This window comes from Ramlibacter montanisoli, assembly GCF_013087525.1.
Lineage (GTDB): Bacteria > Pseudomonadota > Gammaproteobacteria > Burkholderiales > Burkholderiaceae_C > Ramlibacter > Ramlibacter montanisoli.
The window spans coordinates 2,314,719-2,340,923 of the sequence record NZ_JABFCS010000001.1 but is presented as its reverse complement, the minus strand read 5'-3'; the positions used below and the strand labels follow the sequence as shown (position 1 = coordinate 2,340,923).

Sequence of the window (26,205 nt, the reverse complement as noted above, 5' to 3'; positions counted from 1 at the left end):
GTGCGGCATGGTAGCCTCGCCCGCCCATGGAACTGCAGGACATCCTTTACTCCCAGGGCTTCGGCGCGCGCCGGGTCTGCCTGGGCCTGGTGCAGAACGGGCTGGTCACGGTGGCCGGCCAGCCCTGCGACGACCCCTATGCGGATTTCGATCCCGAAGGCCTGCAGTTCACCGTGGAGGGCAAGGCGTGGAGCTACCACGCCAAGGCCTACCTGATGCTGCACAAGCCCGCGGGCTACGAGTGCTCGCAGAAGCCGGGCGCCTGGCCGAGCATCTACACCCTGCTGCCGGCGCCCCTGCGCCAGCGTCCCAACAAGGGGTCGACCCCGGGCGTCCAGGCCATCGGCCGCCTGGACCAGGACACCACCGGCCTGCTGCTCCTCAGCGACGACGGCGCCTTCATCCACCGGATGAGCTCGCCCAGGCACCACGTGCCCAAGGTCTATGAAATCGGCACCGCAGATCCGGTGGATGCGCGCCAGGTCGCTCGGCTGCTCGAAGGCGTGGTGCTGGATGACGATCCGAAGCCGGTGCGCGCCGCCGCCTGCGAGGCGACCGGCACGCACGCGCTGCGCCTGACGCTCACCGAAGGCAAGTACCACCAGGTCAAGCGGATGCTGGCGGCCGTCGGCAATCGCGTGGTGGGCCTGCATCGCTCGCGCATCGGCAGCCTCCAGTTGCCGGACGACCTGCCACCCGGGCAGTGGCGCTGGCTGACGCCCGAAACCCTGGCGGCCGCCACGGATCGCGGGCGATGACGCCTCGCCGGCCCGGGGCTCAGCGGGTTGCCAGGGCCCTGTCGCGCCGGAAGTAGCCCAGGAAGCCCGCAGCCAGGGTGGCCGCCGAGCGAGGGTGCAGGGCGATGAACAGGAGCGCGGGCACGTCTTTCGCGGCCAGCGCGCCGAGGAACGCCACGAGAGCCCTGTTTCCCCCGTGCGAAACGGCGGGCAGGTGCTCCACGGCGAGGAAGGCGACCATGCGCGCACGGGCCAGCCGGGCTCGCAGGGGCGACATGCCGAACTTCACGGCGTCCCGGTAGACCGGCTCCCAGATGTCCAGGTTGGCCAGCAGCTTGGCCACGTTGCCGGTGCCCGTCTCGTTGCCGCCGTGCACGCGCCACACGCCGACTGGCCGTGGCAGGTAACGCACCTTGCCCCGCAGGCACAGGCGATACAGCGATTCCCAGTCCGAGCTGATGGCGGGAGAGCGATAGAAGTCGATTGCCAGGGCGGCCCGGCGCGCGTACAGCACCCCCATGTGCATCAGGAGGTAGGGCCTGGCCGGCAGGCGGCGCAGGATGTCCAGGCCGGCGAGCTCCTCGTGCGGCGGCAGTTGCGAGACGAAGTCCGCGGTCTCCGACCGGCTCGTCACCTGCGCCACCACCATGACCACTTCGGGATCCGCCTCGACGCAGCGCACGGCCCGCGCGATGAATTCGGGGTCGGTGAAATAGTCGTCCCCGTCCAGGTTCACCACGAAGTCACCCGTGGCGTGCTCGTAGAGCAGGGCGCGGTAGTTGCCCGTGCGTCCGAGGTTGGCGGAGTGCCGGACGTAGCGCAAGCGCGGGTCGGCGACCGCTGCGACAACAGCCGCCGTGTCGTCGCTCGAGGCGTCGTCGCCCACGATCACTTCGAGGTGCGGGTGGGTCTGCGCCAGCGCCGATGCGATCGCCTCCCGGACGAACCCCGCCTGGTTGTAGGTCGGGATCATCACGGACACCTTGATCACGGCGCGACCCTGGCCCACACCGTCATGCGGCCGGTCTGACCGAACCAGGAGAGCAGCCAGGCCAGCGGGTACAGCAGGTACTGGCCCGGTCCCGGGCGGTCCGGAAAGGCGATGAGCTTCTCGCCCGCGCGCGCGAAGCCCCGGTCGCGCAGCACGTAGCCGAGGCTTGCGACGAGGTTGCCGAGGATGCGCTGGTGGAACACCTTCTCCATCTTCCAGCCGCCGGCGGCCAGCAGGCGATCCAGGGTGCGCGGCGTGAAGTGCTGCAGGTGGGTGGGCAACTGCAGCGCGTACCAGTTGCGCCGGAACACCCGGAACTCGAACGAGCCGGCATTGGGCACCGACAGCACCAGCCATGCACCCTGCTTGGCGCAGGCCCTGAGCTTGCGCAGGCCGGCCACCGGGTCGTGCAGGTGCTCCAGCACCATCCAGCCGACGACCAGGTCCACGGGCGCATCGGGTGCCGGTGCGGTCTCCAGCGAGCCGGTGTGCACGGGATAGCCGAGGGCGCGCGCCGCCTGGGCCGCGCCGTCCGAGTATTCGATGCCCTGCACCTGCCAGCCGCGCTGCGCCATCCGGTGCAGGAAGGCGCCCGACGCGCAGCCCACCTCCAGCATGCGCCCGGGCGGCAGGGCGGGCAGTTCCTCGGTGTTGAAGCGCAGCAGCGGCCCCAGCAGCCTGGCGAACAGCGAGCGCCGCCTGGCCGGGCCGGCGGCCTCCACCCTCGATCCCAGGTAGGGGCCGTAATCGGCTGGGTAGTAGAGGCCCATGGATTCGGGCGCCGGCCGGGGATTGGTCCGCATCAGCCCGCACGCAGCGCAGCGCACGACGCTGAACTCGCCCGGCACGCCGTGCAGCAGGTCCCGCCCGGTGAGGACGGGCGTGTCCTGCCGCGGGCAGCCGAGCGGGCAGTCGACGTCCTCAAGGCGAGGGGCAGGGCGCTGGTTCATCGGCGAACGATCTCTGGAGCAGGACCAACTTCACGAGCAGGTTGGCCAGATAGTAAAGGCTGGTCGCGACGGCCAGTCCCATGACGCCGTACAGGGAGAAGGCGGCGACCTTGCAGGGGATGTAGACCGTGTACGCGACCGCCGACGTCCAGGTCGGCGTGCTCGTGTCGCCCAGCGCGTAGAAGGCCGTTGCCGCCACCTGCCCCGCGATGGCGCCGATGAACATGCCGGCCAGCCAGATCAGGATCCACCACAGCGCCTGCACGTCGCCGGCGCTGAAGTTCTTGTAGCCGAAGACCAGGTCCAGCAGGCCTTCGCCGGCCACGCCCAGGAGCAGCAGGCCGGCGAGGCTCAAGGCGCTGACGACCAGCACGCCGCGCTGGTAGGTCCGCCGGAATCCGGCGCGGTCGCCCTGCTTGTGGAGCGTGCTCAGGCGCGGCACGAGGGGCGCCGCGATCGCCTTGTCCATCACCTCGGTCGCGGCGGTATAGAGCTGCTGCGCCAGGTAATACAGCGACAGGCTGCCGCTGGCGGCGGCGGAGAGCAGGAAGCGGTCGACCAGCGCGTCGGTCTTGTAGTAGGTGGTGCCCAGCAGCAGGGGCTTCACGCGCTGCCATGCCAGGGCGATCGCCGGCGTGCGCAGGTCGGGCCAGACCGGCTTGCCCATGCCTGGCAGCAGCAGCACCGTCTGCAATGCCAGGCGCGCGGAAGTGATCCAGGCGACGGCCGCCACGCCGTAGCGGGGGAGCAGCCACGATGGCGGCGAAGCCGGCCAGCCCGGACAGCGCCAGCGTGACCTCCGGCCAGACGAAGCGGTCGCGCGCGTGGTACGCGGCGAGCTGCACGCCGTTGACGGCGGCGAACACCATGCCTGCCAGCTGGATGCGCGTGAGTTCCACCGTCAGCGCCTGGGCGGCGGGGCTGAAGCCGGGGACCAGCCACGGCGTCCACCAGTGCGCGGTCGCGTACAGCGCCAGGGCGAGCAGGGCGAAAGAGCCGCCCACCAGCACCAGCATCGCCCAGGCGTCGTGGTGCAGGCTGCGCTCGTCCTCGCCGGCCAGCAGCGGCACCAGCACGTGCACCAGCGAGCCGCTGATCACCGCCAGTACCAGCTGCGGCAAGGTCATGCCGGCGAACAGGGCATCGGTCTCGATGCCGGCGCCCAGGTGGGTCAGCACGTACCACTGCGAGACGAACGCCAGGCCGATGCTGGCGGCGGCGAACAGGCCGATGGACAGCGTGCGCCGCATGTCAGGGGCCGGCCGCGGGGATCAACGCGGGTTCCCGTCAGCCATGGCCGCGCCGCAGCAGCCAGAACTGCGGCGTCAGGCGGTTCAACTGGCCCCGCAGCAGCCGCGGCAGGGGGCTGGGGCTGTGACCGGGGTGGAGGATGAAGCGCGTGTCGCCGCCGCGGAAGCGGCTCGGGCCCACGACCTTGCAGGGCGTGCGCAGCTTCCACAGCAGGTAGGGCATGCTGACCTGGTCGCGCCGCACGCCGGCGCGGAACTCCTGCCACCAGGCCGCCATGAGCTCCTGCACTGGCGGTGCATGGTGCGCCCTGGGCAGCACGCCGCATTCGTAGAGCCCTGCGCGCGCCGGCATGCCCTCCGCGTGGTAGCGGCCCAGCTGCTTCGCGTAGCTCCAGATCCAGCCATGGCCGATCGAAGCGCACTTGGCCGCCTCGGTGAACAGGCACTCGCGTTCCGGGTGGGAGAAGAGTGCCAGCGGATGCTCGCGCAGTGCCTCCTCCGCGAAGGCCCGCACGCCCGGCCCGAGTTCGAAGTTGCCGTCGACGTAGATGCTGCGCCGGTGTTCCGGGAAGAGCGCATGCGGGTGCATCTTCACGTAGCGATTGGCCGACACGGGGTCCAGGTCGGCGCGCGGCAGCGGGTGCCCTTCCCAGCCGCTGGCCGCGTCGACCGGCCGGTCCGAGAAGCAGACGTAGCGGACCCCCGGTTCGGCATGGCGCACCGGCCGCACCTCGTCGTAAGCCGCCGTGATGCAGGTGTAGACGACCAGCCGCGGGTCCGCTTCCGTCACAGCGCCACCCCATGTTCGGCGCTCCACGCGGCCAGCATCAGCACCGGCCACAACTGGTCGGTGCGGTTGCGGCCGCCCGACAGATGCGACTGCCACATGCGTTCGAGCTCGGGTTTGTCGAGCAGGTGCGAATCCGCGGGAATGGTGGCCAGCAGTTGCTCCGCCCAGGGCCGCAGTTCGCGGCGCAGCCAGTGCTGGAGCGGGATGGAGAAACCCATCTTCGGCCGGTCGACCAGCGAACGAGGCACGCGGCGGTACAGCACCTCGCGCAGCACGGACTTGCCCTGGTTGCCGCGCAGCTTGTAGCCCAGGGGCAGCGACAGCGCGAACTCCACCACGTGGTGGTCCAGCAGGGGTGCGCGCGTTTCCAGGCCGCAGGACATGGCGGCCCGGTCCACCTTGACCAGGATGTCGTCAGGCAGGTAAGCCGCGGCGTCGGCGACCGCGGCGGCTTCGGCCGGCGAGCGGCGCAGCGGCCTCTGGAGCGCGCGCGCGGAGACCTGCTGCCGCAACGGGACGGCATCGTCGTTGTAGGGGTCCATCCACCAGTCGTTCATGCGCAGCACGTCGGGTTGCCGCCAGGCGCCGACCACGATGCGCGCGCCGCGCAAGGGCCTCTGCAGCCATGGACCGCCCAGTACCGCGGCGGCGCGCAGTCCGGCGTTCCAGGGCAGGTGGCGCAGGCGGCGCAGTCGCCAAAGCCGCTCCATCACCCGGTACTCCGGGTAGCCCAGGAACAATTCGTCGCCGCCGTCGCCAGACAGCGCCACGGTGACCCGCTGGCGCGCGAGTCGGCTGACCAGCAGGGTGGGGAGCTGCGAACTGTCCCCGAAGGGCTCGTCCCAGATGCCGGGCAGCTGCGGGATCAGCGCCAGTGCTTCGGCCGGCTGGATGGCATGGGCCACGTGCTCGGTGCCGAGGTGGCGGGCGACGGCGGCCGCATGCGCGGATTCGTCCATCCGCTGGTCGGGCATGCCGATGGAGAACGTGGTGACGCGCGCGCCGGGCGCCTCCTGCATCAGTGCGACCACGGTGGAGGAGTCGATGCCGCCGGAGAGGAAGGCGCCGACAGGCACGTCCGCCACCGACTGCATCCGCACCGCGCGGCGCAATCGCGTCTCCAGTTCATCGACGGCGTCGGCATAGCTGCCGGCGAACGGGCGCTCCTCCGCGCGCGCCGCGGCTTCCGCGAGCGACCAGTAGGCCACCGGGTTCTCGGCGCGTGGCGAGCTCCTCCGGTCCCAGCGTCAACATCGTTCCCGCGGGGAGCTTGCGGATGCCCTGGTAGATGGTCTGCGGCGTCGGCACGTAGGCCAGGCGCAGGAAGGCGGCCGCCGCGTCCCAGTCCGGCGTGCCGGCGAAGGCAGGGTGGCAGCGCAGGGCCTTGAGTTCGGAGCCGAACAGGAAGCTGCCGTCCTGCCAGCCGTGATAGAGGGGCTTCTCGCCCAGGCGGTCGCGCGCCAGGGTCAGGGTGCGGCGCTCGCGGTCCCAGACCGCCAGCGCGAACATGCCCGTGCAGGCCTGCAGGGTGCGGGCGATGCCCCAGGCCCGGATGCATGCGAGCAGGGTCTCGGTGTCGGAGTGGCCGCGCCAGGCCGGCTCGCAGCCCGCCCGGCGCAATGTCTCGCGCAGTTCCAGGTGGTTGTAGATCTCGCCGTTGAAGATCACCAGGTGACGGCCCGACGGGCAGGCCATCGGCTGGTGGCCGGCCTGCGTCAGTTCCAGGATCGACAGTCGCCGGTGGCCGAGGGCGACGCCCGCTTCCGGGTCGAGCCAGGTGCCCTGGTCGTCCGGGCCCCGGTGACGGATGGCATCCAGCATGCCTTCGAGCACGGGCTGCGCGTCCTGCGGGCGCCACCCGCGCTGCACGAACCCTGCGATGCCGCACATGCGCGTTTCTTCCGTCTTCCACTGTTGCGCCGCGAGAGGCCTCCCGGGCATGGCCGAGCTTAACTTACGCTGACTCCCGCGGCGCACCCTGCATCCGCGTACCGTTGCCACCCATCCACGCGGGCCGAATCGCGGACAATATCGGCCTGGCGCCGTCCGCCTTCGAGCGTGCTGGCGCGTTGAACTGACGCACGCCTGGCCCGCAGGCCTGCGCTGCGACCCGAGGTGTCGAATTTCCGTGAAAATTTCCCTTGTTTGCCGCGCCTTCGCGGCGGCCGTGCTCCTGTGCGGCAGCTTTGTTCAGGCCGCCCCCTGTTCGTCCTGAACTCCCTGGACGCGGACGTCAGCGTCATCGATCCCGCCACCTGGCGAGAGATCAAGCGCATCCGCACCGGCAAGGAGCCGCACCACCTGTACATGACGCCGGACGAGAAGTCGATCATCGTCGCCAATGCGCTGGCCGATTCGCTGACCTTCATCGACCCGCGCACGGCGGAGATCCAGAAGGAAGTGCGGGGCGTGCTCGACCCCTACCACTTGCGCTTCTCGCCGGACATGAAGTGGCTGGTGACCGCCGGCAACCGCCTGAACCACGTGGACCTGTACCGCTGGGACGGCGTGGACCTGCGGCTGGCCAAGCGCCTGCCGACGGGCAAGACGCCCAGCCACCTGTGGATCGACAGCAGGAGCAGCATCGCCTATTCCACGATGCAGGACAGCGACGAACTGGTGGCCATCGACCTGGCGAAGCAGGAGATCAAGTGGCGCATCAAGACCGGCCCCCTGCCGGCGGACGTGTTCGGCACGGCCGACGACAAGCTGGTGCTGGTGGGCCTGACGGGGAGCGACTCGGTGGAAGTGTTCGACGTGAGCGGGCCCACGCCCAAGTCGATCAAGCGGATCCGCACCGGCGCCGGCGCGCATGCCTTCAGGGGCGCGGGCGACAGGAAGCACGTGTACCTCAGCAATCGCGTGGCGAACACGATCAGCAAGATCGACCTCGGCACGCTCACGGTGGTGGACAGCTATCCGGCGCCGGGCGGCCCCGATTGCATGGAACTGCTCGCCGGTGGCCGCTACCTGCTGACCACCTCGCGCTGGTCGAAGAAGCTGACCGTCATCGATACCGAGAAGCGCGAAGTGGTGCGGCAGGTGCCGGTGGGCAAGTCGCCGCACGGCGTCTGGACGCTCGATCACGCGCCGAGGCAGTGATGCAGCCCCGTGCCTCTCTTCTTTGCTCCCTCCCCCTCTGGGGGAAGGCAGGGGTGGGGGCGCTCGCGCTGGCCGCCTCCATCGCCACCGCCCAACCCGCCTGCGACAAGCCCGTCTACCTCACGCTGGACACCGGCCACATGGCCGTGGCCGAACTGATCGCCGATGTTCTGAAGCGCAACGACGTCAAGGTGACCTTCTTCGCCGCCAACGAGAAGACCAAGGAAGGCGGCGCCAGCCTCAGCCGCGACTGGGCCGACTGGTGGCGCGCGCGCGGCACCGAGGGCCACGAGTTCGCCTCGCACACCTGGGACCACGCCTACTGGGTGGCGGACGTGCCGGGCAAGCCTCCGCGCTTCCGCGTGCGGCCGTCGGCCGGGCCGGACGCCGGCAAGGAATCGACCTGGACGGCGGCGGAGTACTGCCGCGAGATCGAACGCGCCGCGCTGCGCCTGGAGGAGCTGACCGGCAAGGCGCCGCTGCCGCTGTTCCGCGCGCCGGGCGGCAAGACCTCCGAGCGCTTCCTGGCCGCCACCCGCGCCTGCGGCTACCAGCACGTCGGCTGGTCGCCGGCCGGCTTCCTGGGCGACGAGCTGCCCAGCGAAAAACGGTGAGCAACCAGCAACTGCTGCAGAAGGCCTTGCGCGACATCCGCAGCGGCGACATCCTCCTGGCGCACCTGGGGATCTGGTCGCGCAAGGACCCGTGGGCGCCGGCGGTGCTGGAGCCGCTGATCAAGGGGCTGAAGGCCAGGGGGTTCTGCTTCGCCACCCTGCGCGAGCATCCCGCATACCGTTCCTGGATCATGGGCAGGAAGTAAGACCATGCAGTGGATCCAGGACCTCTTCGAGTGGGCCCAGCAGGGGCTGTTCGAGTCGGCCATCCAGCCGATCATGTATTCGTTCGGGCTGGGCAACTTCCTGGAAGACGGCTACGCGGCCACCGGCTGGCTGCTGGTCGGCCTGATCCAGATCGCCGTGCTGCTGGCCATCATCGGGCCGCTGCAACGCTGGCGGCCGGTGGAGACCATGGTGGATGCGGCGAGCATCCGCACCGACATCATCTACACGCTGGTCCACCGGCTGGGCATCTTCCGCGTGGCGCTGTTCCTGAGCGTGGAGCCGCTGTTCGACGAGCTGTTCTCCATGCTGCGCATGGCGGGCATGAGCACGGTGCACATCGACCAGCTGATGGCGGGCGGCACGGCGCATCCCTTCATCAGCTTCCTGATCTACCTGGTCGTGTTCGACTTCGTCGACTACTGGATGCACCGCGGCCAGCATGCCTTCAACTGGTGGTGGAGCCTGCATTCGCTGCACCACGCGCAGCGGCAGATGACGATGTGGAGCGACAACCGCAACCACCTGCTGGACGACCTGCTGCGGGACTGCATCCTGGTGGTGGTGGGACAGTTGATCGGGGTCGGCCCCGGACAGTTCGTGGCGATCGTCGCCATCGCGCAGCTCAGTGAAAGCCTGCAGCACGCCAACGTGCGCATGCATTTCGGCCGCATCGGCGAGCGGCTGTGGATCAGCCCGCGCTTCCACCGCCTGCACCACAGCATCGGCCTGGGCCACGAGCGCAAGGCCGACGGCGAGCTGCTGCGCGGTGGTCGCAGCCCCGCGCTGGGCGGCCACAACTTCGGCGTGCTGCTGCCCTGGTGGGACGTGATCTTCGGCACCGCCAATTTCGAAGTGCGCTATGACCCCACAGGCGTGCGCGACCAGGTGGAAAAGGGCAGGGACTACGGCCGCGGCTTCTGGTCGCAGCAGTGGCTGGGGCTGCTGCGGCTGGTGGGCCGGGCCTGAGGCAGCATGCTGCGCGGATTCCTCTGGCTGACGGCTGCCTGCGGGTTCGTGCTTTCGTTGATGGTGCTGCTTGGCTCGCAGGCCGGGGCGGCATTCCTGCTGTATGCGCTGGAGCGGCAGTCTGCGCCGGTCCGTTCCGAGCAGCTGCGGACGGTGGAGGCGATCGTGGTGCTGGGCGGGCGGACGCACCGCGCCCACTACGCGGCCGCGCTGCATCGGCAGTCCGGCCTGCCCTTGTTGCTCACGGGCAAGGGCACCGGTGACCACCCCTACGCCGCCGAGTCGCAGAAGATGGTGGAGATACTCCACCAGCAATACCGGATCACGCCGCGCTGGGTGGAAGCCGAATCCTTTGACACGCTGGAGAACGCGCTCTACTCGCGCTGCATCCTGGCCGGAGCTGCCATCACCCGGGTTGCCCTGCTCACCGACCCGGTCCACATGCCCCGTGCACGTGCGCTGTTCGAGGCCGCCGGATTCCATGTGGTGCCTGCTCCGGCACCGGATGCGCCACGGAGGAACCATCCGCTGACGCTGGACAGCTTCGTACCGAGCGGCGATGGCCTGGATGCGGCGCGGTATCCTGCCGCGGAATGGGCGGGTCGACTTCTCGCGCCGCTGTCCGTTGCCCGGCGCCGGGGCGACTGCGGCTCCCGTGCGCCCTTGCCCTAGCTGGCGGCCGCCGTCGCGCCCGGCCCGGATTTCTTGCGCAGCCACACCGTGAGCTGCATGCCGGAGCCGCGCTGCGACATCAGCCAGCGCAGGGCAGGCTGCACCAGCGATGGCACGTGGCGGATGCTCGCCACATCCACATAGTGCTCGGCCAGATCGTACCCGGCCCTCCTTCCGTGCAGCAGGAAGCTGTCGGGCGTGAACTCGTACAGGTGATAGGGGAGTGCATCGGACTGAGGTTGGTCACGAGGTTGGTCCCCCGCAGCCGGTAGTACGCGTTCAGCAGCGAGGCCATCAGGTGCCTGGACGACGGCACCTCGGCCTGGATCACTCCGCCCGGCTTGAGCCAGCGCAAGGCCCGGCGGATCGCTTCGCCCGGATCGTAGAGGTGCTCCAGCACGGCCCCGAAGGTGACGAAGTCGAAGAAATCTTCCGGGTATTCGGCGTCCTCGATTCCGGCAAGCGCCAGGCGCCCGGGTTCGATTCCGGTCCATTCGAGCGCCTTCTCGTGGAACGGCTTCGACGGCTCCATGCCCCAGACCTCGAAGCCGGCCGCGCGCATTGACTTGACCGCCTTGCCGATGCCCACGCCGATGTCGAGCGCGCGCATGGCAGGCCTGAAACCCAGGAGCCGCTTGGCGTCGGCGATCTGGCGGGCGAAGTAGTTCGGGTCCGAATCGAAGTAGGCGTCCTTCCAGTAGCTTTCCGGCGGCACTCCGTAGTGGTCGGACATCGAGCCCGGCACCGGCAGCGGCTGCGGGAAATTGAGGCCGCACCGGCGGCACTGGCAGATCGACACGGCGATGCCGGTCTTCTGCCGGGGAGAGCGCCCCTGGCTGCCGTTCAGGCGCAGGCCCAGGACGCGTGCGCTCCGGCCGTCCGCGCCGCACATGACGCACCGCTCCACCTCATGGAAATGATAGGTTTTCGCGGTCGGCATGGGTCGATGCTAAAGGAATCCGGCCCATCCGCATCCTGTGTTCAGGTGGTGCCTCCCCGGCCGCACCTCCCTGTTGGCGCCGTAGTCGCCCTCGAGGTTGTGCGTCCACGACTTCGCCGCACCGCCCGGGCGGGAGGAGGCCGGCGTGCATGCCGATGAAACGCGGCGCATGCAGGCAGGATCTGCAATGCCTACAGTCGTCCGTCGGCGGCGCCCAGCGGCAGGATGCCCTTCACGTCGTAGAGGACCGCGCCGGGCTGGCCGAATGCCTTGATGCCCTGCTCGCCGAGTTCGAGGAACTGCTTGTGGCCCACGGCCAGCACCACCGCGGCGTACTGTTGCTTCGCCGGGACCTCGCGCAGGCACTTCAGCCCGTATTCGTGCTCCGCCTCCTCGGCGCTGATCCAGGGGTCGTACACATCGACCTGCGTGTTGTAGCCGTGCAGGGTCCGCACGATGTCGACCACCTTGGTGTTGCGCACATCCGGGCAGTTCTCCTTGAACGTGAGGCCCAGCACCAGTACCTTGCTGCCCAGGACCGGCAGGCCCTTGCGCAGCATCAGCTTCACCGTTTCGTCCGCCACGTGGCGCGCCATGTTGTCGTTGATGCGGCGTCCGGAGAGGATCACCTCGGGGTGGTAGCCGACCTCCTGCGCCTTGTGCGTCAGGTAGTAAGGATCGACGCCGATGCAATGCCCCCGACCAGCCCCGGCCGGAACGGAAGGAAGTTCCACTTGGTGCCCGCCGCCTGAAGCACTTCCAGCGTATCGATGCCCAGGCGGTGGAAGATCAGGCTCAGCTCGTTCATCAGCGCGATGTTCACGTCGCGCTGCGTGTTCTCGATCACTTTCGCCGCTTCGGCCACGCGGATGCTGCTCGCCTTGTGGGTGCCGGCGGTGACGATCTCTGCGTACAGCGCGTTCACCCCGTCGGCCACGGCGGGCGTGCTGCCGCTGGTGACCTTCTTGATGGTCGGCAGGCGATGCTCCTTGTCGCCCGGGTTGATGCGCTCCGGGCTGTAGCCGCAGTAGAAGTCCACGTTGAACTTCAGCCCGCTCACTTTCTCGAGCACCGGCACGCACACTTCTTCGGTCGCGCCCGGGTAGACCGTGGATTCGTAGATCACCACGTCGTTCTTCTTCAGCACCTTGCCGACCGATTCGCTGGCCTTGACCAGCGGCGTCATGTCGGGCCGTTTCGCCTGGTCGACCGGCGTTGGCACGGTGACGATGAAAACCTGCGCCTGCCGCAGGTCGGCGAGATCATCCGAGTAGGCCAGGTGCGTCGCCGCCTTCAGCTCGGCCCGGCTGCACTCCAGCGTGTGGTCCTCACCCGCCCGAAGTTCGAGCACCCTCTTCGGGTTGATGTCGAAGCCGATCACCTTCCGGTGCTTGCCGAATTCGACGGCGAGGGGCAGGCCAACATAACCGAGGCCGATCACCGCCAATGTCTTGTCACGCAGTTCCATAAGCTGCCTTCATCTCACCTTGTTCAGCGCATCGTAGTGGAGTGGCGGACCTTCGACGTCCCTGGATGGACCGCTTGCGAGCCATCGGTCCCGGTTGCCACCGACGTGATCGCCAGGGCCTCGGCAATGTATCAGCACGGCCCCCGGTGGGCAACCTGCGGAAGCGCCGGCCTGCTGCCGGCTCGCTAACATCGCGCCCGATGTCCCTCTTCCTCGACTCCTTCTGGCGCGCCGTCGCCTACTGCCTGCACCCGCGCATCATCGCCATCTCCCTGCTGCCGCTGGTGCTGCTGGTGGTCCTGGGCCTGGGGCTGGGCTATTTCTTCTGGGACAGCGCGGTGAACTCCGTCTTCGTCTGGCTGGAGGGCACCGAGTGGCTGGCCAGCGCCACGAACTGGCTGGAAGACATGGGGCTGGCGGGCCTGAAGAACGCGCTGGCACCGCTGCTGGTGATCTTCGCCGTCACGCCGGTCATGGTGGTGGTGGTGCTGTTCTTCGTGGCCTTGCTGATGACGCCCTCGGTGGTGAACCTGGTCAGCCGGCGCCGCTTTCCCGACCTGGAACGCAGGCACGGTGCCTCCTTTGCCCGCGGCGCCTTCTGGTCCCTGGGCTCCATGCTGCTGGCGCTGTTCGCGATGGTGATCTCGCTGCCGCTGTGGCTGATCCCGCCGTTGATCCTGGTGCTGCCGCCCCTGATCTGGGGCTGGCTCACGTACCGCGTGATGACCTTCGATGCCCTGGCCGACCACGCCAGCAGCGACGAGCGCCGGCTGGTCTTCCGAACGCATCGCATGTGGCTGCTGCTGATGGGGATCGCGACGGGGTACCTCGGCGCGGCGCCCAGCATCGTGTGGGCCTCGGGCTGGTTCTTCGCCGCCGCGTTCCCGATCCTGATCCCGGCGGCGATCTGGATCTACACGCTGGTGTTCGTGTTCTCGTCGCTCTGGTTCTCGCATTACTGCCTGGCGGCGCTGGACCAGATGCGAAAGGTGCCCGTTGCGGCCATCCCGGCGGCCGCTAACCTGGTGGTTCAGGATCTGCCGTAGCTGTCCTCGAGCCGCACGATGTCGTCCTCCCCAGGTACGCCCCCGACTGCACCTCGATCATCTCGAGCTCCATCTTCCCGGGATTCCTCAGCCGGTGGACCTCCCCGATGGGGATGTAGGTCGACTCGTTCTCGCTCAGGAGGAAGGTCTCGCTGCCGCGGGTGACCTCCGCCGTGCCGCGCACGACCACCCAGTGCTCCGCGCGGTGATGGTGCTTCTGCAGGCTGAGAGATGCACCCGGCTTCACGCCGATGCGCTTGACCTGGAAGCGTTCACCGGCGTCGACGCTGTCGTACCAGCCCCAGGGCCGCACGACCTTGCGGTGGAACGCCGCCTGCGCCGCGTTGCCCTGTTCGAGCAGCGCCACCACGTCCTTCACCTGTTCCGCGCAATCGCGCTGCGCCACCAGCACCGCATCCGGCGTGTCGATGATCAACAGGTCGTGCGTGCCCAGGGCCACCACGGGACGGTGGGGCGCGTGGATGAACGTGTTGTTCGCTTTGTGCGCCCAGCCCTGGCCCTGGATGCGGTTGTCCTGCGCGTCGGCCGGCGCGAGGTCGGCGACGGCGTTCCAGCTGCCCACGTCGCTCCACTGGCCGCGGAAGGGCAGCACCGCGACGTCGGCGTGTTTCTCCATCACCGCGTAGTCGATGCTCTGGGACCGGCAGGCCTCGAAGGCGGCGCGCTCGGGGCGCACGAAGCTCACGCCGGGCGCCGCGCTGCCCGGGGCTTCCGTGCGCGGGGCGGCCATGGCCTGGCGGCAGGACTGCAGGATGTCGGGTGCGTGCTGCTCCAGCGCCTCCACGAGGAAGCGCGCCTGCGCCAGGAAGATGCCTGCGTTCCACAGCACGTCGCCTTGCAGCAGCAACTGCTGCGCGCGCGCCGCATCCGGCTTTTCGATGAACTGCGCCACCTGCATGCTGCCGTCGGCGCGCAGCGCGCCCTGGCGGATGTAGCCGTAGGCGGTGCTCGGGAAGCTGGGCACGACGCCGAAGGTGACCAGCATGCCGTTGGCGGCGGCGGTCAGGCCTTCCTTCATGGTGCGGGCGAAGGCGGCTGCGTCCGGGATGTGGTGGTCGGCCGGGCAGAACAGCAGGAACTCTTCCGGCGCGGCATGCAGGGCCGCGAGCGCCATGGCCGCCGCGGTGTTGCGCGCGACGGGCTCCAGGATCACGGTGCCTTGCAGCCTGGCCAGGCGCAGGTTGTCCGCGACCAGGAAGCGGTGCTCTTCGGCGGCCACCGTCACCACGCGCCCGCCCAGCCCCCCACGCGCTCCAGCGTCAGTTGCAGGAGGCTCTTGTCGCCGATCAGGGGAACGAACTGCTTGGGGAAACTCTTGCGGCTCAGCGGCCACAGGCGCGTGCCGGAGCCGCCGCAGAGGATGACGGGGGTGATGGAAGCCATCCGTGGATGGTACCGGGCGGCAAGAATGTTTCGTCATCCCCGCGAAGGCGGGAACCCAAGGCGTGGAAAAATGCGAGGCCATGACCACCACCCGCCCCGACATCGGCCTCATCATCGTCGGCGACGAGATCCTCTCCGGCAAGCGTGCCGACAAGCACCTGCCCAAGCTGATCGAATTGCTCAATGCCCGCGGCCTGCAACTCGGATGGGCCGAATACGTCGGCGACAAGCCGGAGCGGATCACCGAGACGCTGAAACGTGCCTTCGCCTCCGGCGACATCGTCTTCTCCTGCGGCGGCATCGGCGCCACCCCGACGACCACACCCGCCAGTGCGCCGGCAAGGCGCTCGGGGTCGAGCTCGAGCTGCACCCGCAGGCCGAAGCCCTGATCCGCGAGCGCATGCAGGACGTGGCCAGGGAGCAGGGCGTGCCCTACGAGCCGGACCGCGCCGACAACATCCACCGCCTGAACATGGGCGTGTTCCCCAGGGGCGCGGCCATCATCGCGAACCCGTACAACAAGATCCCCGGCTTCACGGTCGGCACCGTGCACTTTGTCCCCGGCTTCCCCGTGATGGCCTGGCCCATGATGGAAAGCGTGCTGGACACCCACTACCGCCACCTGTTCCAGCAAGGCGCCTACCTGGAGAAGTCCGTGATCGTGTTCGGCTCGATGGAAGCCACCCTCACGCCGCTGATGGAGCAGGTGGAGCGCGAGCACCCCCAGGTGAAGGTGTTCAGCCTGCCCAGCGTGGACCACCCCACCTACGGCCGCCACATCGACCTGGGCGTGAAGGGCACCCCCTCGGACGTGGACCCGGCCTACCGGACCTTGCTGGACGGCCTGGCCGTCCTGAAGGTCCGACTCGGCCCTGAATTGGTGCGCAGCTGATCCGCACCACCGCGGTGCATCCTCGCTGCTGCACCTCGGAGGTGCACGGATGAGTTGCTCGCGCAAGGCTTCCGTAGGGAAAAGTGCTCAGGATCGCGCACAATCGCCCCGCTGCGCGTGGTGCCGCATGCACCAGCTTTGGCACAAAACCTGCATCCCCGCCAGCCGCACATTCATCAACAACCAACCAATCCCCAGGAGAAACCTGATGGCAGCAGCCAAGAGCGTCGCAGATGTCATGAAGCTGGTGAAGGACAACGAAGTCAAGTTCGTCGACTTCCGCTTCACCGACACCCGCGGCAAGGAGCAGCACGTGACCGTGCCCGTCTCCCATTTCGACGAGGACAAGTTCAGCTCGGGCCACGCCTTCGACGGCTCCTCGATCGCCGGCTGGAAGGGCATCGAAGCCTCCGACATGCTGCTGATGCCGGACCCGAACACGGCCAACGTGGACCCCTTCTTCGAAGAAACGACGCTGATCCTGTCCTGCGACGTGCTCGAGCCGGGCGACGGCAAGGCCTACGACCGCGACCCCCGTTCGATCGCCAAGCGCGCCGAGGCCTACCTGAAGGCTTCCGGCATCGGCGACACGGCCTTCTTCGGCCCGGAACCCGAATTCTTCATCTTCGACGACGTGCGCTGGAGCGCCGGCCCGAACGGCTGCTTCGTCGAGATCGACGAATACGAAGCGCCCTGGAACAGCGGCAAGAAGATCGAAGGCGGCAACAAGGGCCACCGTCCGACCACCAAGGGCGGCTACTTCCCGGTGCCCCCGGTCGACAGCACGCAGGACATGCGCGCCGAGATGTCCCTGATCCTCGAGCAGATGGGCATCCCGGTCGAAGTGTTCCACCACGAAGTGGCGGGCGCGGGCCAGAACGAGATCGGCACCCGGTTCAGCACGCTGGTGCAGCGCGCCGACTGGTCGCAGCTGCAGAAGTACATCATCCAGAACGTCGCCAACGCCTACGGCAAGACCGCGACCTTCATGCCCAAGCCCATCGTCGGCGACAACGGCTCCGGCATGCACGTGCACCAGTCCGTGTGGAAGGGCGGCAAGAACCTGTTCGCCGGCGAAGGCTATGCCGGCCTCTCCGACATCGCCCTGTACTACATCGGCGGCATCATCAAGCACGCGCGCGCGCTCAACGCCATCACCAACCCCGGCACCAACAGCTACAAGCGCCTGGTGCCCGGCTTCGAGGCCCCGGTGAAGCTGGCCTACTCCTCGCGCAACCGCTCGGCGTCCATCCGCATCCCGTACGTGGCCAACCCCAAGGGCCGCCGGATCGAAGTGCGCTTCCCGGACCCCACGATGAACCCCTACCTGGGCTTCGCCGCCATGCTGATGGCCGGCCTGGACGGCATCGAGAACAAGATCCACCCGGGCGAAGCCGCCACCAAGGACCTGTACCACCTGCCGCCGGAAGAGGACGCGAAGATCCCGACCGTGTGCCACAGCCTCGACCAGGCGCTGGAGTACCTGGACCAGGACCGCTCCTTCCTGACCAAGGGCGGCGTGTTCACGGACACCATGATCGATGCCTACATCGAGCTGAAGATGCAGGAAGTCACCCGCTTCCGCATGACCACGCACCCGATCGAGTTCGACATGTACTACAGCCTGTGAAATAGGGCCCCCAACGGCGGCGCCGTACCCCCAGAGGGGCGCGGCCGTTTGGGGCGGCCCGGCACCGGCCAAATTCCACAGGTGCCAGTCCAAAGGGGCGACTTTTGTCGCCCCTTTTCTTTTTAAATCAACACCTTAATTGGCAATCTGCAGAGATTGGGTCATACTGGAAAGCCATCCCGCGCATCACCGATGCCAGGAGAGACCGCATGAAGACTCGTTACGCGCTGATTCCGTTTGCCGCTTTCGCTTTCGTCCTGGGCGCCTCCGCCCAGACGGCGATCTTTCGCTGCGGCAACTCCTACACCAACGACAAGGCAGAGGCCGCGGCCAAGAACTGCAAGCTGGTGGAAGGCGGGAACGTGACGGTCGTGCAGGGCACGCGGGTCACCGGCAAGCCCGTGAACGTGGCGACGGCGCCGCAGACGGCGGCCAGCCCGCAGCGCGTGGAGGCCGGCGACCAGAAGGCGCGCGACGCCGACGCGCGAGCGATCCTCGAGGCCGAACTGAAGAAGGCCGAGGCGCGCCACGCCGAGCTGGTCAAGGAATACAACAACGGCGAGCCCGAGCGCATGGGCCCCGAGCACAAGAACTACCAGAAGTACCTGGACCGCGTGGCCGACATGAAGGCCGCGATCGAGCGCAACGAGAAGGACATCGCGGGGCTGCGCCGTGAGCTCGGCCGCACGGGCGGCTCGGCTGCAAAATGAGGGCTTGAACAAGCCCTCCGCATCGACCCAGCGCTTCCAGTCCTTCGACCTGCTGGCCACCCTGGTGGCCGTGGTGCGCGGCGACGGCACCGTCCTGTTCGCCAATTCCGCCCTCGAGGACGCCCTCGGCTCCTCCCGCCGCACCATCGAGGGCGCGAGCTTCCTCCCCTGCTTCGCCGAACCGCACGTGCTGCGCACCGCCCTCGACGGCGCGCGCGTCAACGAGTACGCGGCGCTGCGCTACGACGCGCGGCTGGTGCGCCACCAGGCCGAGCCCATGCCGGTGCACGTGGTGCTGGCGCAGACCGAGGTGCCCGACGAATTCGTGGTGGAACTGCTGCCGCTGGAGGCGCAGACGCGGCAGGACCGCGAGGAGCGCCTGATCGACCAGGCGCAGGCCAACAAGGAGTTGATCCGCAACCTCGCCCACGAGATCAAGAACCCGCTCGGGGGCATCCGCGGCGCGGCGCAGCTGCTGGAGATGGACATCGATCCGCAGCTGAAGGAATACACGCGCGTGATCATCCACGAGGCCGATCGCCTGCAGACGCTGGTGGACCGCCTGCTCGCGCCGCACCGCCGTCCGCACGTGGTGGGCGACGTGAACATCCACGAGGTGTGCGAGCGCGTCCGCTCGCTGGTGCTGGCCGAATTCCCCAAGGGCCTGCGGGTGGTGCGCGACTACGACACCTCGATCCCCGAGTTCCGCGGCGACCGCGAGCAGCTGATCCAGGCCGTGTTGAACATCGCGCACAACGCCTGCCAGGCGCTGACCGAGCGCATCGCGGCGGGCGACGCGCAGCTCACGTTCCGCACGCGCATCGGCCGACAGGTGACTTTCGGTAAGCAGCGCTATCGACTGGCACTGGAATTGCATGTCATCGACAACGGGCCCGGCGTGCCGGACTCGATCAAGGACCGCATCTTCTTTCCGCTCGTGTCGGGAAGGGAAGGCGGCTCCGGCCTGGGGCTGACGCTGGCGCAAACCTTCGTGCAGCAGCATCATGGGCTGATCGAGTGCGACAGCGTCCCGGGGAGGACGGATTTCAAGATCCTCATCCCCTTGCCCTGAGGAAGTCCGACATGCATGAGGCGACTGGGAAAGAAGCACAAATGAAGCCGATCTGGATCGTTGACGATGACCAATCCATCCGCTTCGTGCTCGAAAAAGCGCTGATGCGCGAAGACCTGCCCACGCGCAGCTTCACCACCGCCAAGGAGGTGCTCTCCGCCCTCGAGGGAGCCGACGACGACGACGGCCCGCAGATCCTAGTGAGCGACATCCGCATGCCGGGCGGCTCGGGCCTGGACCTGCTCACCAAGGTGAAGGAGAAGCACCCGGGGCTGCCCGTCATCATCATGACGGCCTTCTCCGACCTGGACAGCGCGGTGTCGGCCTTCCAGGGCGGCGCCTTCGAATACCTGCCCAAGCCCTTCGACCTGCCCAAGGCGGTGGAACTCATTCGCCGCGCGGTGGAGGAAAGCCAGCGCGAGGAAGTCGCCGAGCAGGCCATGGCCGCCGCGCCCGAGATGCTGGGGCAGGCGCCGGCGATGCAGGACGTGTTCCGCGCGATCGGGCGCCTGTCGCAGAGCAACGTGACGGTGATGATCACGGGCGAGTCCGGCTCCGGCAAGGAGCTGGTGGCGCGCGCGCTGCACAAGCACTCGCCGCGCGCCAGCGGGCCCTTCGTGGCGATCAACACCGCGGCCATCCCCAAGGACCTGCTGGAGTCGGAGCTGTTCGGCCACGAGCGCGGCGCCTTCACCGGCGCGCAGACCATGCGGCGCGGGCGCTTCGAGCAGGCCGAGGGCGGCACGCTGTTCCTCGACGAGATCGGCGACATGCCCTTCGACCTGCAGACGCGCCTGCTGCGCGTGCTGTCGGACGGCCACTTCTACCGCGTGGGCGGGCACAACGCGATCAAGGCCAACGTGCGCGTGATCGCCGCCACCCACCAGGACCTGGAGCAGCGCGTCAAGGAAGGCGTGTTCCGCGAGGACCTGTTCCACCGCCTGAACGTGATCCGGCTGCGGCTGCCGGCGCTGCGCGAGCGCCTGGAAGACATCCCGATGCTGGCGCGCCACTTCCTGCAGCAAAGCGCCAAGCAGCTGGGCGTGGAACCCAAGCGCATCTCCGACGCGGCGCTGGAGCGCCTCACGACCTTCGCCTTCCCCGGCAACGTGCGGCAGCTGGAGAACATCTGCCACTGGCTGACCGTGATGGCGCCGGCGCAGCTGATCGAACCGAAGGACCTGCCGCCGGAAGTGGGCGCGGGGCCGGCGGAGGCGAGCGTGCCGCGCGCCATGCCCGCGGGCGAGGTCCTGGTGACGTCGATGCCGGTGGCGTCGGCGGAATCCGCCGCGGCGGCGTTGCCAACCCTGCCTGCGACGCCGGTCTTCGGCAACGGCGGCGGCTGGGAGTCGGGGCTGGAAGCGGAAGCGCTGCAGCTGCTGGCCAGCGGCCACCACGACGTGTGGGACCAGCTGACGCGCCGCTTCGAGTCGCGGCTGATCCTGACCGCGCTACAGAACACGCGCGGACGCCGGATCGAGGCCGCGCAGAAGCTGGGCATCGGGCGCAACACGATCACGCGGAAGATCCAGGAGCTGGGACTGGAATAAACCCTCCTCCAAGTGGAGGAAGGCTCGTGGTAATCCCCTGACCCGTACACGCGCCCGGCGGGAAGAATCCGCTGCGCTCGGGGCACCAGCCCCAGGGGAGGGTGAATGAAATCACGGTGGATGCAGGCGGCCGCCTTGTTGGCGCTGGCGGGGCTGGTTTCCTGCGGCGGTGGAGGCGGGGAGGCGGCGGGAGCGGTGCGGCCCCGACGGCAGGCAGCGGCACGGGCGCGACCGGCGGCACGGGAACGGCGGCGAGCGTACCGGCGGCATTCCTCGGTTCTTTCATGGGGCCGTGCTTCGAATCCCCGCTCGTTGTCACGGCGGACGGTGACCGGGTGAGCTCCCGCACCTACCTGACCGTGGCAGCCCCCAGCGGCAACGTGGCCAGGCTTTCATTGCGGATCGACTTCCACACCGACCCGGTTTGCGCCACCAGTCCCGCCGGCTACCTTTCCTTCGACGATCCGGCCAACCGGGTGGTGTTCGACGGTCCGGGTACCGTGCAGGGCAAGGCGGTCCAGCGGGTCACCTATGCGGTGGCAGCGCCGGCGGGCGGGGTGCGGGTGCCTGGCGACCGGGTGGAGTTCGGCGGCGCCATCCGCCTGCGCGCCTTGGCGATGTTGTTTTCGCCGATCGACTTCCGCAGCCTCTGGCTGGTGGAAAACGGCAAGCTGTACGAAGGCACATCGGTCATGGGCCCGGACGGTTACCCTTCGGACATGAACATGTCCGTCGGAGCGGACTTCGTCGCCTCGGTGCCACCCATGGTGGCAGCCTGCGCGGCCACGGCCGTGAACTGGGGAACGGACAGCTGCGGCGGCTCGCTCCCGGCAGCCGTCTCCGGCACGAGCCGGCTGCTTGCCGACATCAACGGCCCGGCGACCGGCAGCGCCACCTACACCTGCCAATCGGGCACCTGGACGCGCGGCGCGTCCACCTGCTCCGCAGCGCCCGCGCCCGTCGTGGCGCCGGCCGACTGCAGCACCAGTCCCGTGACGTGGACCGTCAACGGACTGAGCTGCAGCGGCGAGGCCCTTGCGGCGGCGGAATTCGCCAGCAGCCTGGTTGCCAACACCGATCCCACCCGCCGCGGCTTCGCGCAATTCACCTGCACCGCGGGACAGCAGGTGGCCACCACTGCGGAATGCGGATTGCCGCTTCCTCTCCCCCGATTCGACCGATCCGGCCACGATCGCCGTCGCGAAGAACTGCACCGTGTGCCACTCGGCCCGCGGCGCGGCAAGCAGCGTCAATGGCGTGAGTTTCCAGGTGATCGCCGACCGCTACCGCACCAGCCCGGCCGCGGCCGGCGTACTGGAAAGCCGGGTGAAGCTGGGAAGCGTGGGTACCTTCGGCAGCGTGCCGATGCCGGCCAATCCGCAGATCACGGATGCCGAGCTGGCGATCGTGATTCCCTGGATCCTCCGGCATTGACGATGGTGCGGCGCACGCGTGGTGGCGAGCCCGCAGGCGAACCGCGACTTGGAGCGCTCAGAAAAGCCCCGGCTGGGGCGACCCAGGCACCTCGCCGCCCTGGGTTCCCGCCTGCGCGGGAATGACGAGATCCAGTTCCACCGTCACCGGCGCGTGATCGCTCGGCTGCTTCCACTTCCGCGGCGCCCGGTCGATGCTGCAGCCCTTCACCAGCGGCTTCACCGCCTCGCTCACCAGGATGTGGTCGATGCGCAGCCCGCGGTTCTTCTGGTAGCCCAGCATCCGATAGTCCCACCAGCTGTAGCTCTTCTCCGGCTGCTCGAACAGCCGGAAGCTGTCCACCAGTCCCAGCTCCAGCAGCTTGCGGAAGTGGTCCCGTTCCTCGGTGGTGTGGTGGATCGTTTCCTTCAGCCCCACCGGGTCGAAGGAATCGCGGTCTTCCGGCGCGATGTTGAAATCCCCCAGCAGCACCAGCCTGGGGTGGTGCGCCAGCTCCTCGCGCACGTAGTCGCGCAGCCCGCGCAGCCACGACATCTTGTAGTCGAACTTCTCGGTGCCCGGCGCCTGGCCGTTGACGAAGTAGCCGTTCACCAGCCGCAGCTCGCCCGCCGGCGTGTCCAGTGTCACCGACAGGACACGCGAGTTGTCGTCCTCGAAGCCGACGATGTTCTTCACCGTGTCGCGCAGCGGCGCGCGGCTCATGACCGCCACGCCGTTGTAGGTCTTCTGCCCGAACACCGCGCAGTACCCGTAGCCCGCCTCGCGCAGCGCGTCCAGCGGGAACTTGTCGTCGGTGAGCTTCAGTTCCTGCAGGCACAGCACGTCCACCGGGTTGGCGGCCGTCCAGTCCAGGACGTGCTGCAGCCGCGCCGCCAGCGAGTTGACGTTCCAGGTGGTGATCTTCACAGGTGCAGCATCGCCATCACGCCGATGCCGACGCCGATGGCGCCGACGGCGAACATGCCCAGCTCCAGCCACTTCTTCCGGGTCATGAGCGCGATGGCGGCCAGCGCGATCGACACCTGCAGCGCGGTGGTGGCCTGCGCCCAGCGGTGGTGCAGGTGCATCTGCTCGTCGCTCTTCCTGTCCCAGTCCTTCGCTTCCGCCTCGATCTTCTCGGCGTTGCCCTGGATCTCCTTCTTTTCCTTCTCGTAGCGGTCGATCTTGGCTTCGTAGCGGGCGCGGTCGCCGGCGTTGGGCGCCAGGTCGCGCGAGACTTCCGCCAGCGACTGCTTGGTCGACTTGGCCTGGAAGTAGTTCCACTGGTTGGAAGCCTCGGTCTTCTTGATCGCGGCGTTGTTCTTGTACAGGCCGGCATTGGCCTGCGTGGCCCCGCCCATGTAGGCGAAGATGGCCCCCACGGTGGCGATCACCGCGGTGAACATCGCGATCTGGTTGGTCATGCTGCCGCCGCCCACCCCGTGCTGGGCCTGCTCGCCGTGGGCGGCGTGCTGGGTGGCGTGCTCCAGTTCATGGTCGTGGGGGCCGTGGACGTGGAAGGTGCCGCCGGACATGCTTTCTCCTCTGGTGCGATGGTCCGGCGATTCTATGCAGCCGACCGGAACACTCACCCTTAATCTCCCGTTAATCTCCCGCTCCCACCATCCCTCGCGACGCGTCCGAACAACGGGCGCAAGAAGGAGTTGGGAATGGCACTGCTCACTGCCTCGCGCCGCCTCCGGCCGGAGACCGCGGCCGGCAGCCCCGCCGACGGCGCCGCGCTGCGTCTGCACTTCCCCGAGGATCCCTGCCGCGCCGAAGTCGAGGACTTCATCCGCGGCGTGTACCACCGCCACTACGGCGCCAGCATCCGGGCCTTCACGCCGGTCCTGGTGAGCCTGGCCGATGCCGATGGCGAAATCATCGCAGCGGCCGGCTACCGCAGCGCCGCCGCGGGCGCGCTGTACCTGGAACGCTACCTGCGCGAGCCGATCGAGGAAGAACTGGCCTGGCACGCCGGCCGCGCGCTCTCGCGCCGCGAAGTGGCGGAAGTCGGCCACCTGGCGTCCGCCCGGCCCGGCGCCGGACGCCGCCTGATGCTGCAGCTCGGGCCGCACCTGGCGCAGCTGCGCTTCCGCTGGGCGGTGGCCACGCTCACGCAGGAGCTGCGGCAGATGATCGGCCGCCTGGGCATCGCTCCCCTGGCCCTGGCCGCGGCCGACCCCGCCGCCCTGGGCGACGAGGCCGTCTTCTGGGGCAGCTACTACGAACACCAGCCCCTGGTGCTGGCCGGCGAGATCCAGCCCGCCTTGCGCCGGCTGGCGCGCCGCGGATTCCGGGAACAGGAACTGGTTGCATGATGCGAGAGAAACTTCCCGCCCTGGTGGGCCCCGGCATTTCCTGGAGCCGCCAGGAGCTGGACGCCGCGGCTTCGCGGCTGGCCGCCACGCTCCAGGCGCGCGGCGCCTGGGTGCTGGCCACGCTGATGGACAACTCGCCCGCGTGGGTGGTGGCGGACCTCGCCGCCAGCCTGGCCGGGGTGGTGCACGTGCCGCTGCCGGCCTTCTTCAACTCGGAACAGTTGCAGCATGCGCTGAAGGCCGCCGGCGTGGACACGCTGCTGACGGCGCCCCGCCTGGCCACGTCCTGGCTGCAGATGCCCCGCCAGGACCTCGAGGTGGCGGGCGAGCGGCTGGCCCTGCTGACGCTGCCCGGCTACGCGGTGCAGATGCCCGCGTGCACGTCCAAGATCACCTTCACCTCCGGGACCACGGGAACGCCCAAGGGCGTGTGCCTGCACGAGAAGGCGATCCGTCGTTCGGCCTGGGGCCTGGTGAGCGCGCTGGAGCCGCTGGACATCCGCCGGCACCTGTGTGTGCTGCCGCTGGCGGTGCTGCTGGAAAACATGGCCGGCGTGCTGGCGCCATTGGCCCGAGGCGCCACGGTGGTGGTGCCGCCGCTGGCCGAAGTGGGGCTGACCGGATCGTCCGGCTTCGATCCGGCCGCCTTCGATGCCGCGGTGCGCCGCTACGCGCCCGAGAGCCTGATCCTGCTGCCGCAGATGCTGCGCGCCTGGACCGGCTGGCTGCAGCACACCGGCGATCGTGCGCCCGCCAGCCTGAAGATCGCCGCCGTCGGCGGTGCCGCCGTGGGCGAGACGCTGGTGCGCGCAGCGCGCGCCTGCGGCATTCCCGCCTACGAAGGCTACGGCCTGTCGGAAGGCGGTTCGGTGCAGACGCTCAACCTGCCGGGCGCCGACCGTCCCGGCAGCGCGGGCCGGCCGCTGCCGCACACGCGCGCGTGCGCATCGCCGACGACGGCGAGATCGAGATCAGCGGCACGCTGATGGCCGGCTACCTCGGGCAGATGGAATCGGAGTCCAGGTGGTGGCCCACCGGCGACCTGGGCAGCGTCGACGCCGACGGCTTCCTGTACGTGCAGGGCCGCAAGAAGAACGTGCTGATCACCGGCTTCGGGCGCAACGTGTCGCCCGAGTGGGTGGAGGCGGCCTTGCGCGGCCAGCAGATGGTGGCGCAGGCGGTGGTGTTCGGCGAAGGGCAGGCGGCGCTGAGCGCCGTGGTGTGGCCGCTGGCGGCCACGCTGCCCGATGCCGAGATCGAATCGGCGGTGCAGGCCGCCAATGCCTCGCTGCCCGATTACGCGCGGGTGGCGCGCTGGGTGCGCGGCCGCGCCGGCTTCAGCGTGCAGAACGGCCTGGCCACGGCCAACGGCCGGCCGCAGCGCGACGCGATCCTCGCCATGCATGCCGACGCGCTCGGCATCGCTCCCCCGCCTTCCAGAGAGCAACGCATGCCCTTT

Annotated in this window: 21 protein-coding genes and 5 pseudogenes; 15 read left to right on the top strand and 11 right to left on the bottom strand. The window is 68.9% G+C overall.

Going from position 1 to position 26,205, the window contains the following annotated elements; all coding sequences use genetic code 11:
• Positions 1–26: 26 nt before the first annotated feature.
• A complete protein-coding gene (locus HK415_RS11575; protein ID WP_171559236.1) occupies positions 27–758 on the top strand; it encodes a pseudouridine synthase in 732 nt (243 codons plus the stop codon).
• 19 nt (positions 759–777) lie between these two features.
• Here HK415_RS11575 and HK415_RS11570 read toward each other — a convergent pair whose 3' ends face one another.
• The 6 genes from HK415_RS11570 to HK415_RS25000 form a co-directional block, all read right to left on the bottom strand.
• Complete coding sequence (locus tag HK415_RS11570; RefSeq protein WP_171559232.1) at positions 778–1,728, bottom strand: glycosyltransferase family 2 protein; 951 nt, start codon at positions 1,726–1,728, stop codon at positions 778–780.
• On the bottom strand, positions 1,725–2,678 hold the full coding sequence (locus HK415_RS11565; RefSeq protein ID WP_171559229.1) for a class I SAM-dependent methyltransferase: 954 nt from the start codon (positions 2,676–2,678) through the stop codon (positions 1,725–1,727). The genes HK415_RS11570 and HK415_RS11565 overlap by 4 nt, the downstream gene beginning before the upstream one ends.
• Entirely contained in the window at positions 2,650–3,411 is a 762-nt protein-coding gene (locus HK415_RS23915) for a lipid II flippase MurJ (RefSeq protein ID WP_216369779.1), read from the bottom strand. Before HK415_RS23915 ends, HK415_RS11565 begins: the two co-directional genes overlap by 29 nt.
• 554 nt (positions 3,412–3,965) lie before the next feature.
• Complete coding sequence (locus tag HK415_RS11555; protein WP_171559226.1) at positions 3,966–4,718, bottom strand: glycosyltransferase domain-containing protein; 753 nt, start codon at positions 4,716–4,718, stop codon at positions 3,966–3,968.
• Complete coding sequence (locus tag HK415_RS25005) at positions 4,715–5,926, bottom strand: asparagine synthetase B family protein (protein ID WP_309246666.1); 1,212 nt, start codon at positions 5,924–5,926, stop codon at positions 4,715–4,717. The genes HK415_RS11555 and HK415_RS25005 overlap by 4 nt, the downstream gene beginning before the upstream one ends.
• Positions 5,844–6,608, bottom strand: coding sequence for an asparagine synthetase B family protein (locus HK415_RS25000; protein ID WP_253261849.1), 765 nt, complete (start codon positions 6,606–6,608; stop codon positions 5,844–5,846). Before HK415_RS25000 ends, HK415_RS25005 begins: the two co-directional genes overlap by 83 nt.
• A 285-nt stretch (positions 6,609–6,893) precedes the next feature.
• Between HK415_RS25000 and HK415_RS11545 the strand changes: the two genes are divergently transcribed.
• From HK415_RS11545 to HK415_RS11530, 4 genes and pseudogenes are all read left to right on the top strand, one after another.
• Entirely contained in the window at positions 6,894–7,820 is a 927-nt protein-coding gene (locus HK415_RS11545; RefSeq protein WP_309246665.1) for a YVTN family beta-propeller repeat protein, read from the top strand.
• Positions 7,820–8,640: pseudogene (locus HK415_RS11540) on the top strand (polysaccharide deacetylase family protein). Before HK415_RS11545 ends, HK415_RS11540 begins: the two are co-directional and overlap by 1 nt.
• A gap of 4 nt (positions 8,641–8,644) precedes the next feature.
• Positions 8,645–9,628 (top strand): sterol desaturase family protein, encoded by a 984-nt coding sequence (locus tag HK415_RS11535; protein ID WP_171559219.1) that lies wholly within the window; start codon positions 8,645–8,647, stop codon positions 9,626–9,628.
• Between the two features lie 6 nt (positions 9,629–9,634).
• Positions 9,635–10,300 (top strand): YdcF family protein, encoded by a 666-nt coding sequence (locus HK415_RS11530; RefSeq protein WP_171559216.1) that lies wholly within the window; start codon positions 9,635–9,637, stop codon positions 10,298–10,300.
• Between the two features lie 79 nt (positions 10,301–10,379).
• Here HK415_RS11530 and HK415_RS11525 read toward each other — a convergent pair whose 3' ends face one another.
• Together HK415_RS11525 and tviB are read right to left on the bottom strand one after the other, a co-directional pair.
• On the bottom strand, positions 10,380–11,240 hold the full coding sequence (locus tag HK415_RS11525) for a class I SAM-dependent methyltransferase (protein ID WP_216369777.1): 861 nt from the start codon (positions 11,238–11,240) through the stop codon (positions 10,380–10,382).
• Positions 11,241–11,431: 191 nt separating this feature from the next.
• Positions 11,432–12,708 (bottom strand): annotated as a pseudogene (gene tviB / locus HK415_RS11520) (Vi polysaccharide biosynthesis UDP-N-acetylglucosamine C-6 dehydrogenase TviB).
• A gap of 200 nt (positions 12,709–12,908) precedes the next feature.
• Between tviB and HK415_RS11515 the strand changes: the two are divergent.
• Positions 12,909–13,754 (top strand): EI24 domain-containing protein, encoded by an 846-nt coding sequence (locus HK415_RS11515; protein WP_171559214.1) that lies wholly within the window; start codon positions 12,909–12,911, stop codon positions 13,752–13,754.
• Here the strand turns inward: HK415_RS11515 and HK415_RS11510 are convergent.
• A pseudogene (locus HK415_RS11510) lies at positions 13,739–15,158 on the bottom strand (mannose-1-phosphate guanylyltransferase/mannose-6-phosphate isomerase). The gene HK415_RS11515 and the pseudogene HK415_RS11510 sit on opposite strands and share 16 nt — an antisense overlap.
• A gap of 80 nt (positions 15,159–15,238) precedes the next feature.
• Between HK415_RS11510 and HK415_RS11505 the strand changes: the two are divergent.
• The 6 genes and pseudogenes from HK415_RS11505 to HK415_RS27460 all read left to right on the top strand — a co-directional run bounded on the left by HK415_RS11505 (position 15,239) and on the right by HK415_RS27460 (position 22,571).
• A pseudogene (locus HK415_RS11505) lies at positions 15,239–16,050 on the top strand (competence/damage-inducible protein A).
• A gap of 208 nt (positions 16,051–16,258) precedes the next feature.
• The gene (gene glnA, locus HK415_RS11500) at positions 16,259–17,680 is read left to right on the top strand and encodes a type I glutamate--ammonia ligase (protein WP_171559210.1); all 1,422 of its coding nucleotides are present in this window, start codon (positions 16,259–16,261) and stop codon (positions 17,678–17,680) included.
• Between the two features lie 209 nt (positions 17,681–17,889).
• Positions 17,890–18,390, top strand: coding sequence for a hypothetical protein (locus HK415_RS11495; protein WP_171559207.1), 501 nt, complete (start codon positions 17,890–17,892; stop codon positions 18,388–18,390).
• 4 nt (positions 18,391–18,394) lie between these two features.
• On the top strand, positions 18,395–19,462 hold the full coding sequence (gene glnL, locus HK415_RS11490; protein ID WP_171559203.1) for a nitrogen regulation protein NR(II): 1,068 nt from the start codon (positions 18,395–18,397) through the stop codon (positions 19,460–19,462).
• Between the two features lie 41 nt (positions 19,463–19,503).
• Positions 19,504–21,012, top strand: a complete 1,509-nt coding sequence (ntrC, locus tag HK415_RS11485; RefSeq protein ID WP_171559199.1) for a nitrogen regulation protein NR(I) — start codon at positions 19,504–19,506, stop codon at positions 21,010–21,012.
• A gap of 335 nt (positions 21,013–21,347) precedes the next feature.
• Complete coding sequence (locus HK415_RS27460) at positions 21,348–22,571, top strand: hypothetical protein (RefSeq protein WP_171559194.1); 1,224 nt, start codon at positions 21,348–21,350, stop codon at positions 22,569–22,571.
• Here HK415_RS27460 and xth read toward each other — a convergent pair.
• A complete protein-coding gene (xth, locus tag HK415_RS11475) occupies positions 22,504–23,352 on the bottom strand; it encodes an exodeoxyribonuclease III (RefSeq protein WP_171559190.1) in 849 nt (282 codons plus the stop codon). The two genes, HK415_RS27460 and xth, sit on opposite strands and share 68 nt — an antisense overlap.
• Complete coding sequence (locus tag HK415_RS11470; protein ID WP_171559187.1) at positions 23,349–23,960, bottom strand: DUF4337 domain-containing protein; 612 nt, start codon at positions 23,958–23,960, stop codon at positions 23,349–23,351. The genes xth and HK415_RS11470 overlap by 4 nt, the downstream gene beginning before the upstream one ends.
• Positions 23,961–24,095: 135 nt before the next feature.
• Here HK415_RS11470 and HK415_RS11465 point away from each other — a divergent pair, with 135 nt between their 5' ends.
• From HK415_RS11465 to HK415_RS27455, 3 genes and pseudogenes are all read left to right on the top strand, one after another.
• On the top strand, positions 24,096–24,746 hold the full coding sequence (locus HK415_RS11465) for a thermostable hemolysin (protein ID WP_171559184.1): 651 nt from the start codon (positions 24,096–24,098) through the stop codon (positions 24,744–24,746).
• Entirely contained in the window at positions 24,743–25,732 is a 990-nt protein-coding gene (locus HK415_RS11460) for an AMP-binding protein (RefSeq protein WP_253261848.1), read from the top strand. Before HK415_RS11465 ends, HK415_RS11460 begins: the two co-directional genes overlap by 4 nt.
• A pseudogene (locus tag HK415_RS27455) lies at positions 25,732–26,085 on the top strand (AMP-binding protein); the annotation flags it as partial. The gene HK415_RS11460 and the pseudogene HK415_RS27455, both read left to right, overlap by 1 nt.
• Positions 26,086–26,205 lie beyond the last annotated feature (120 nt).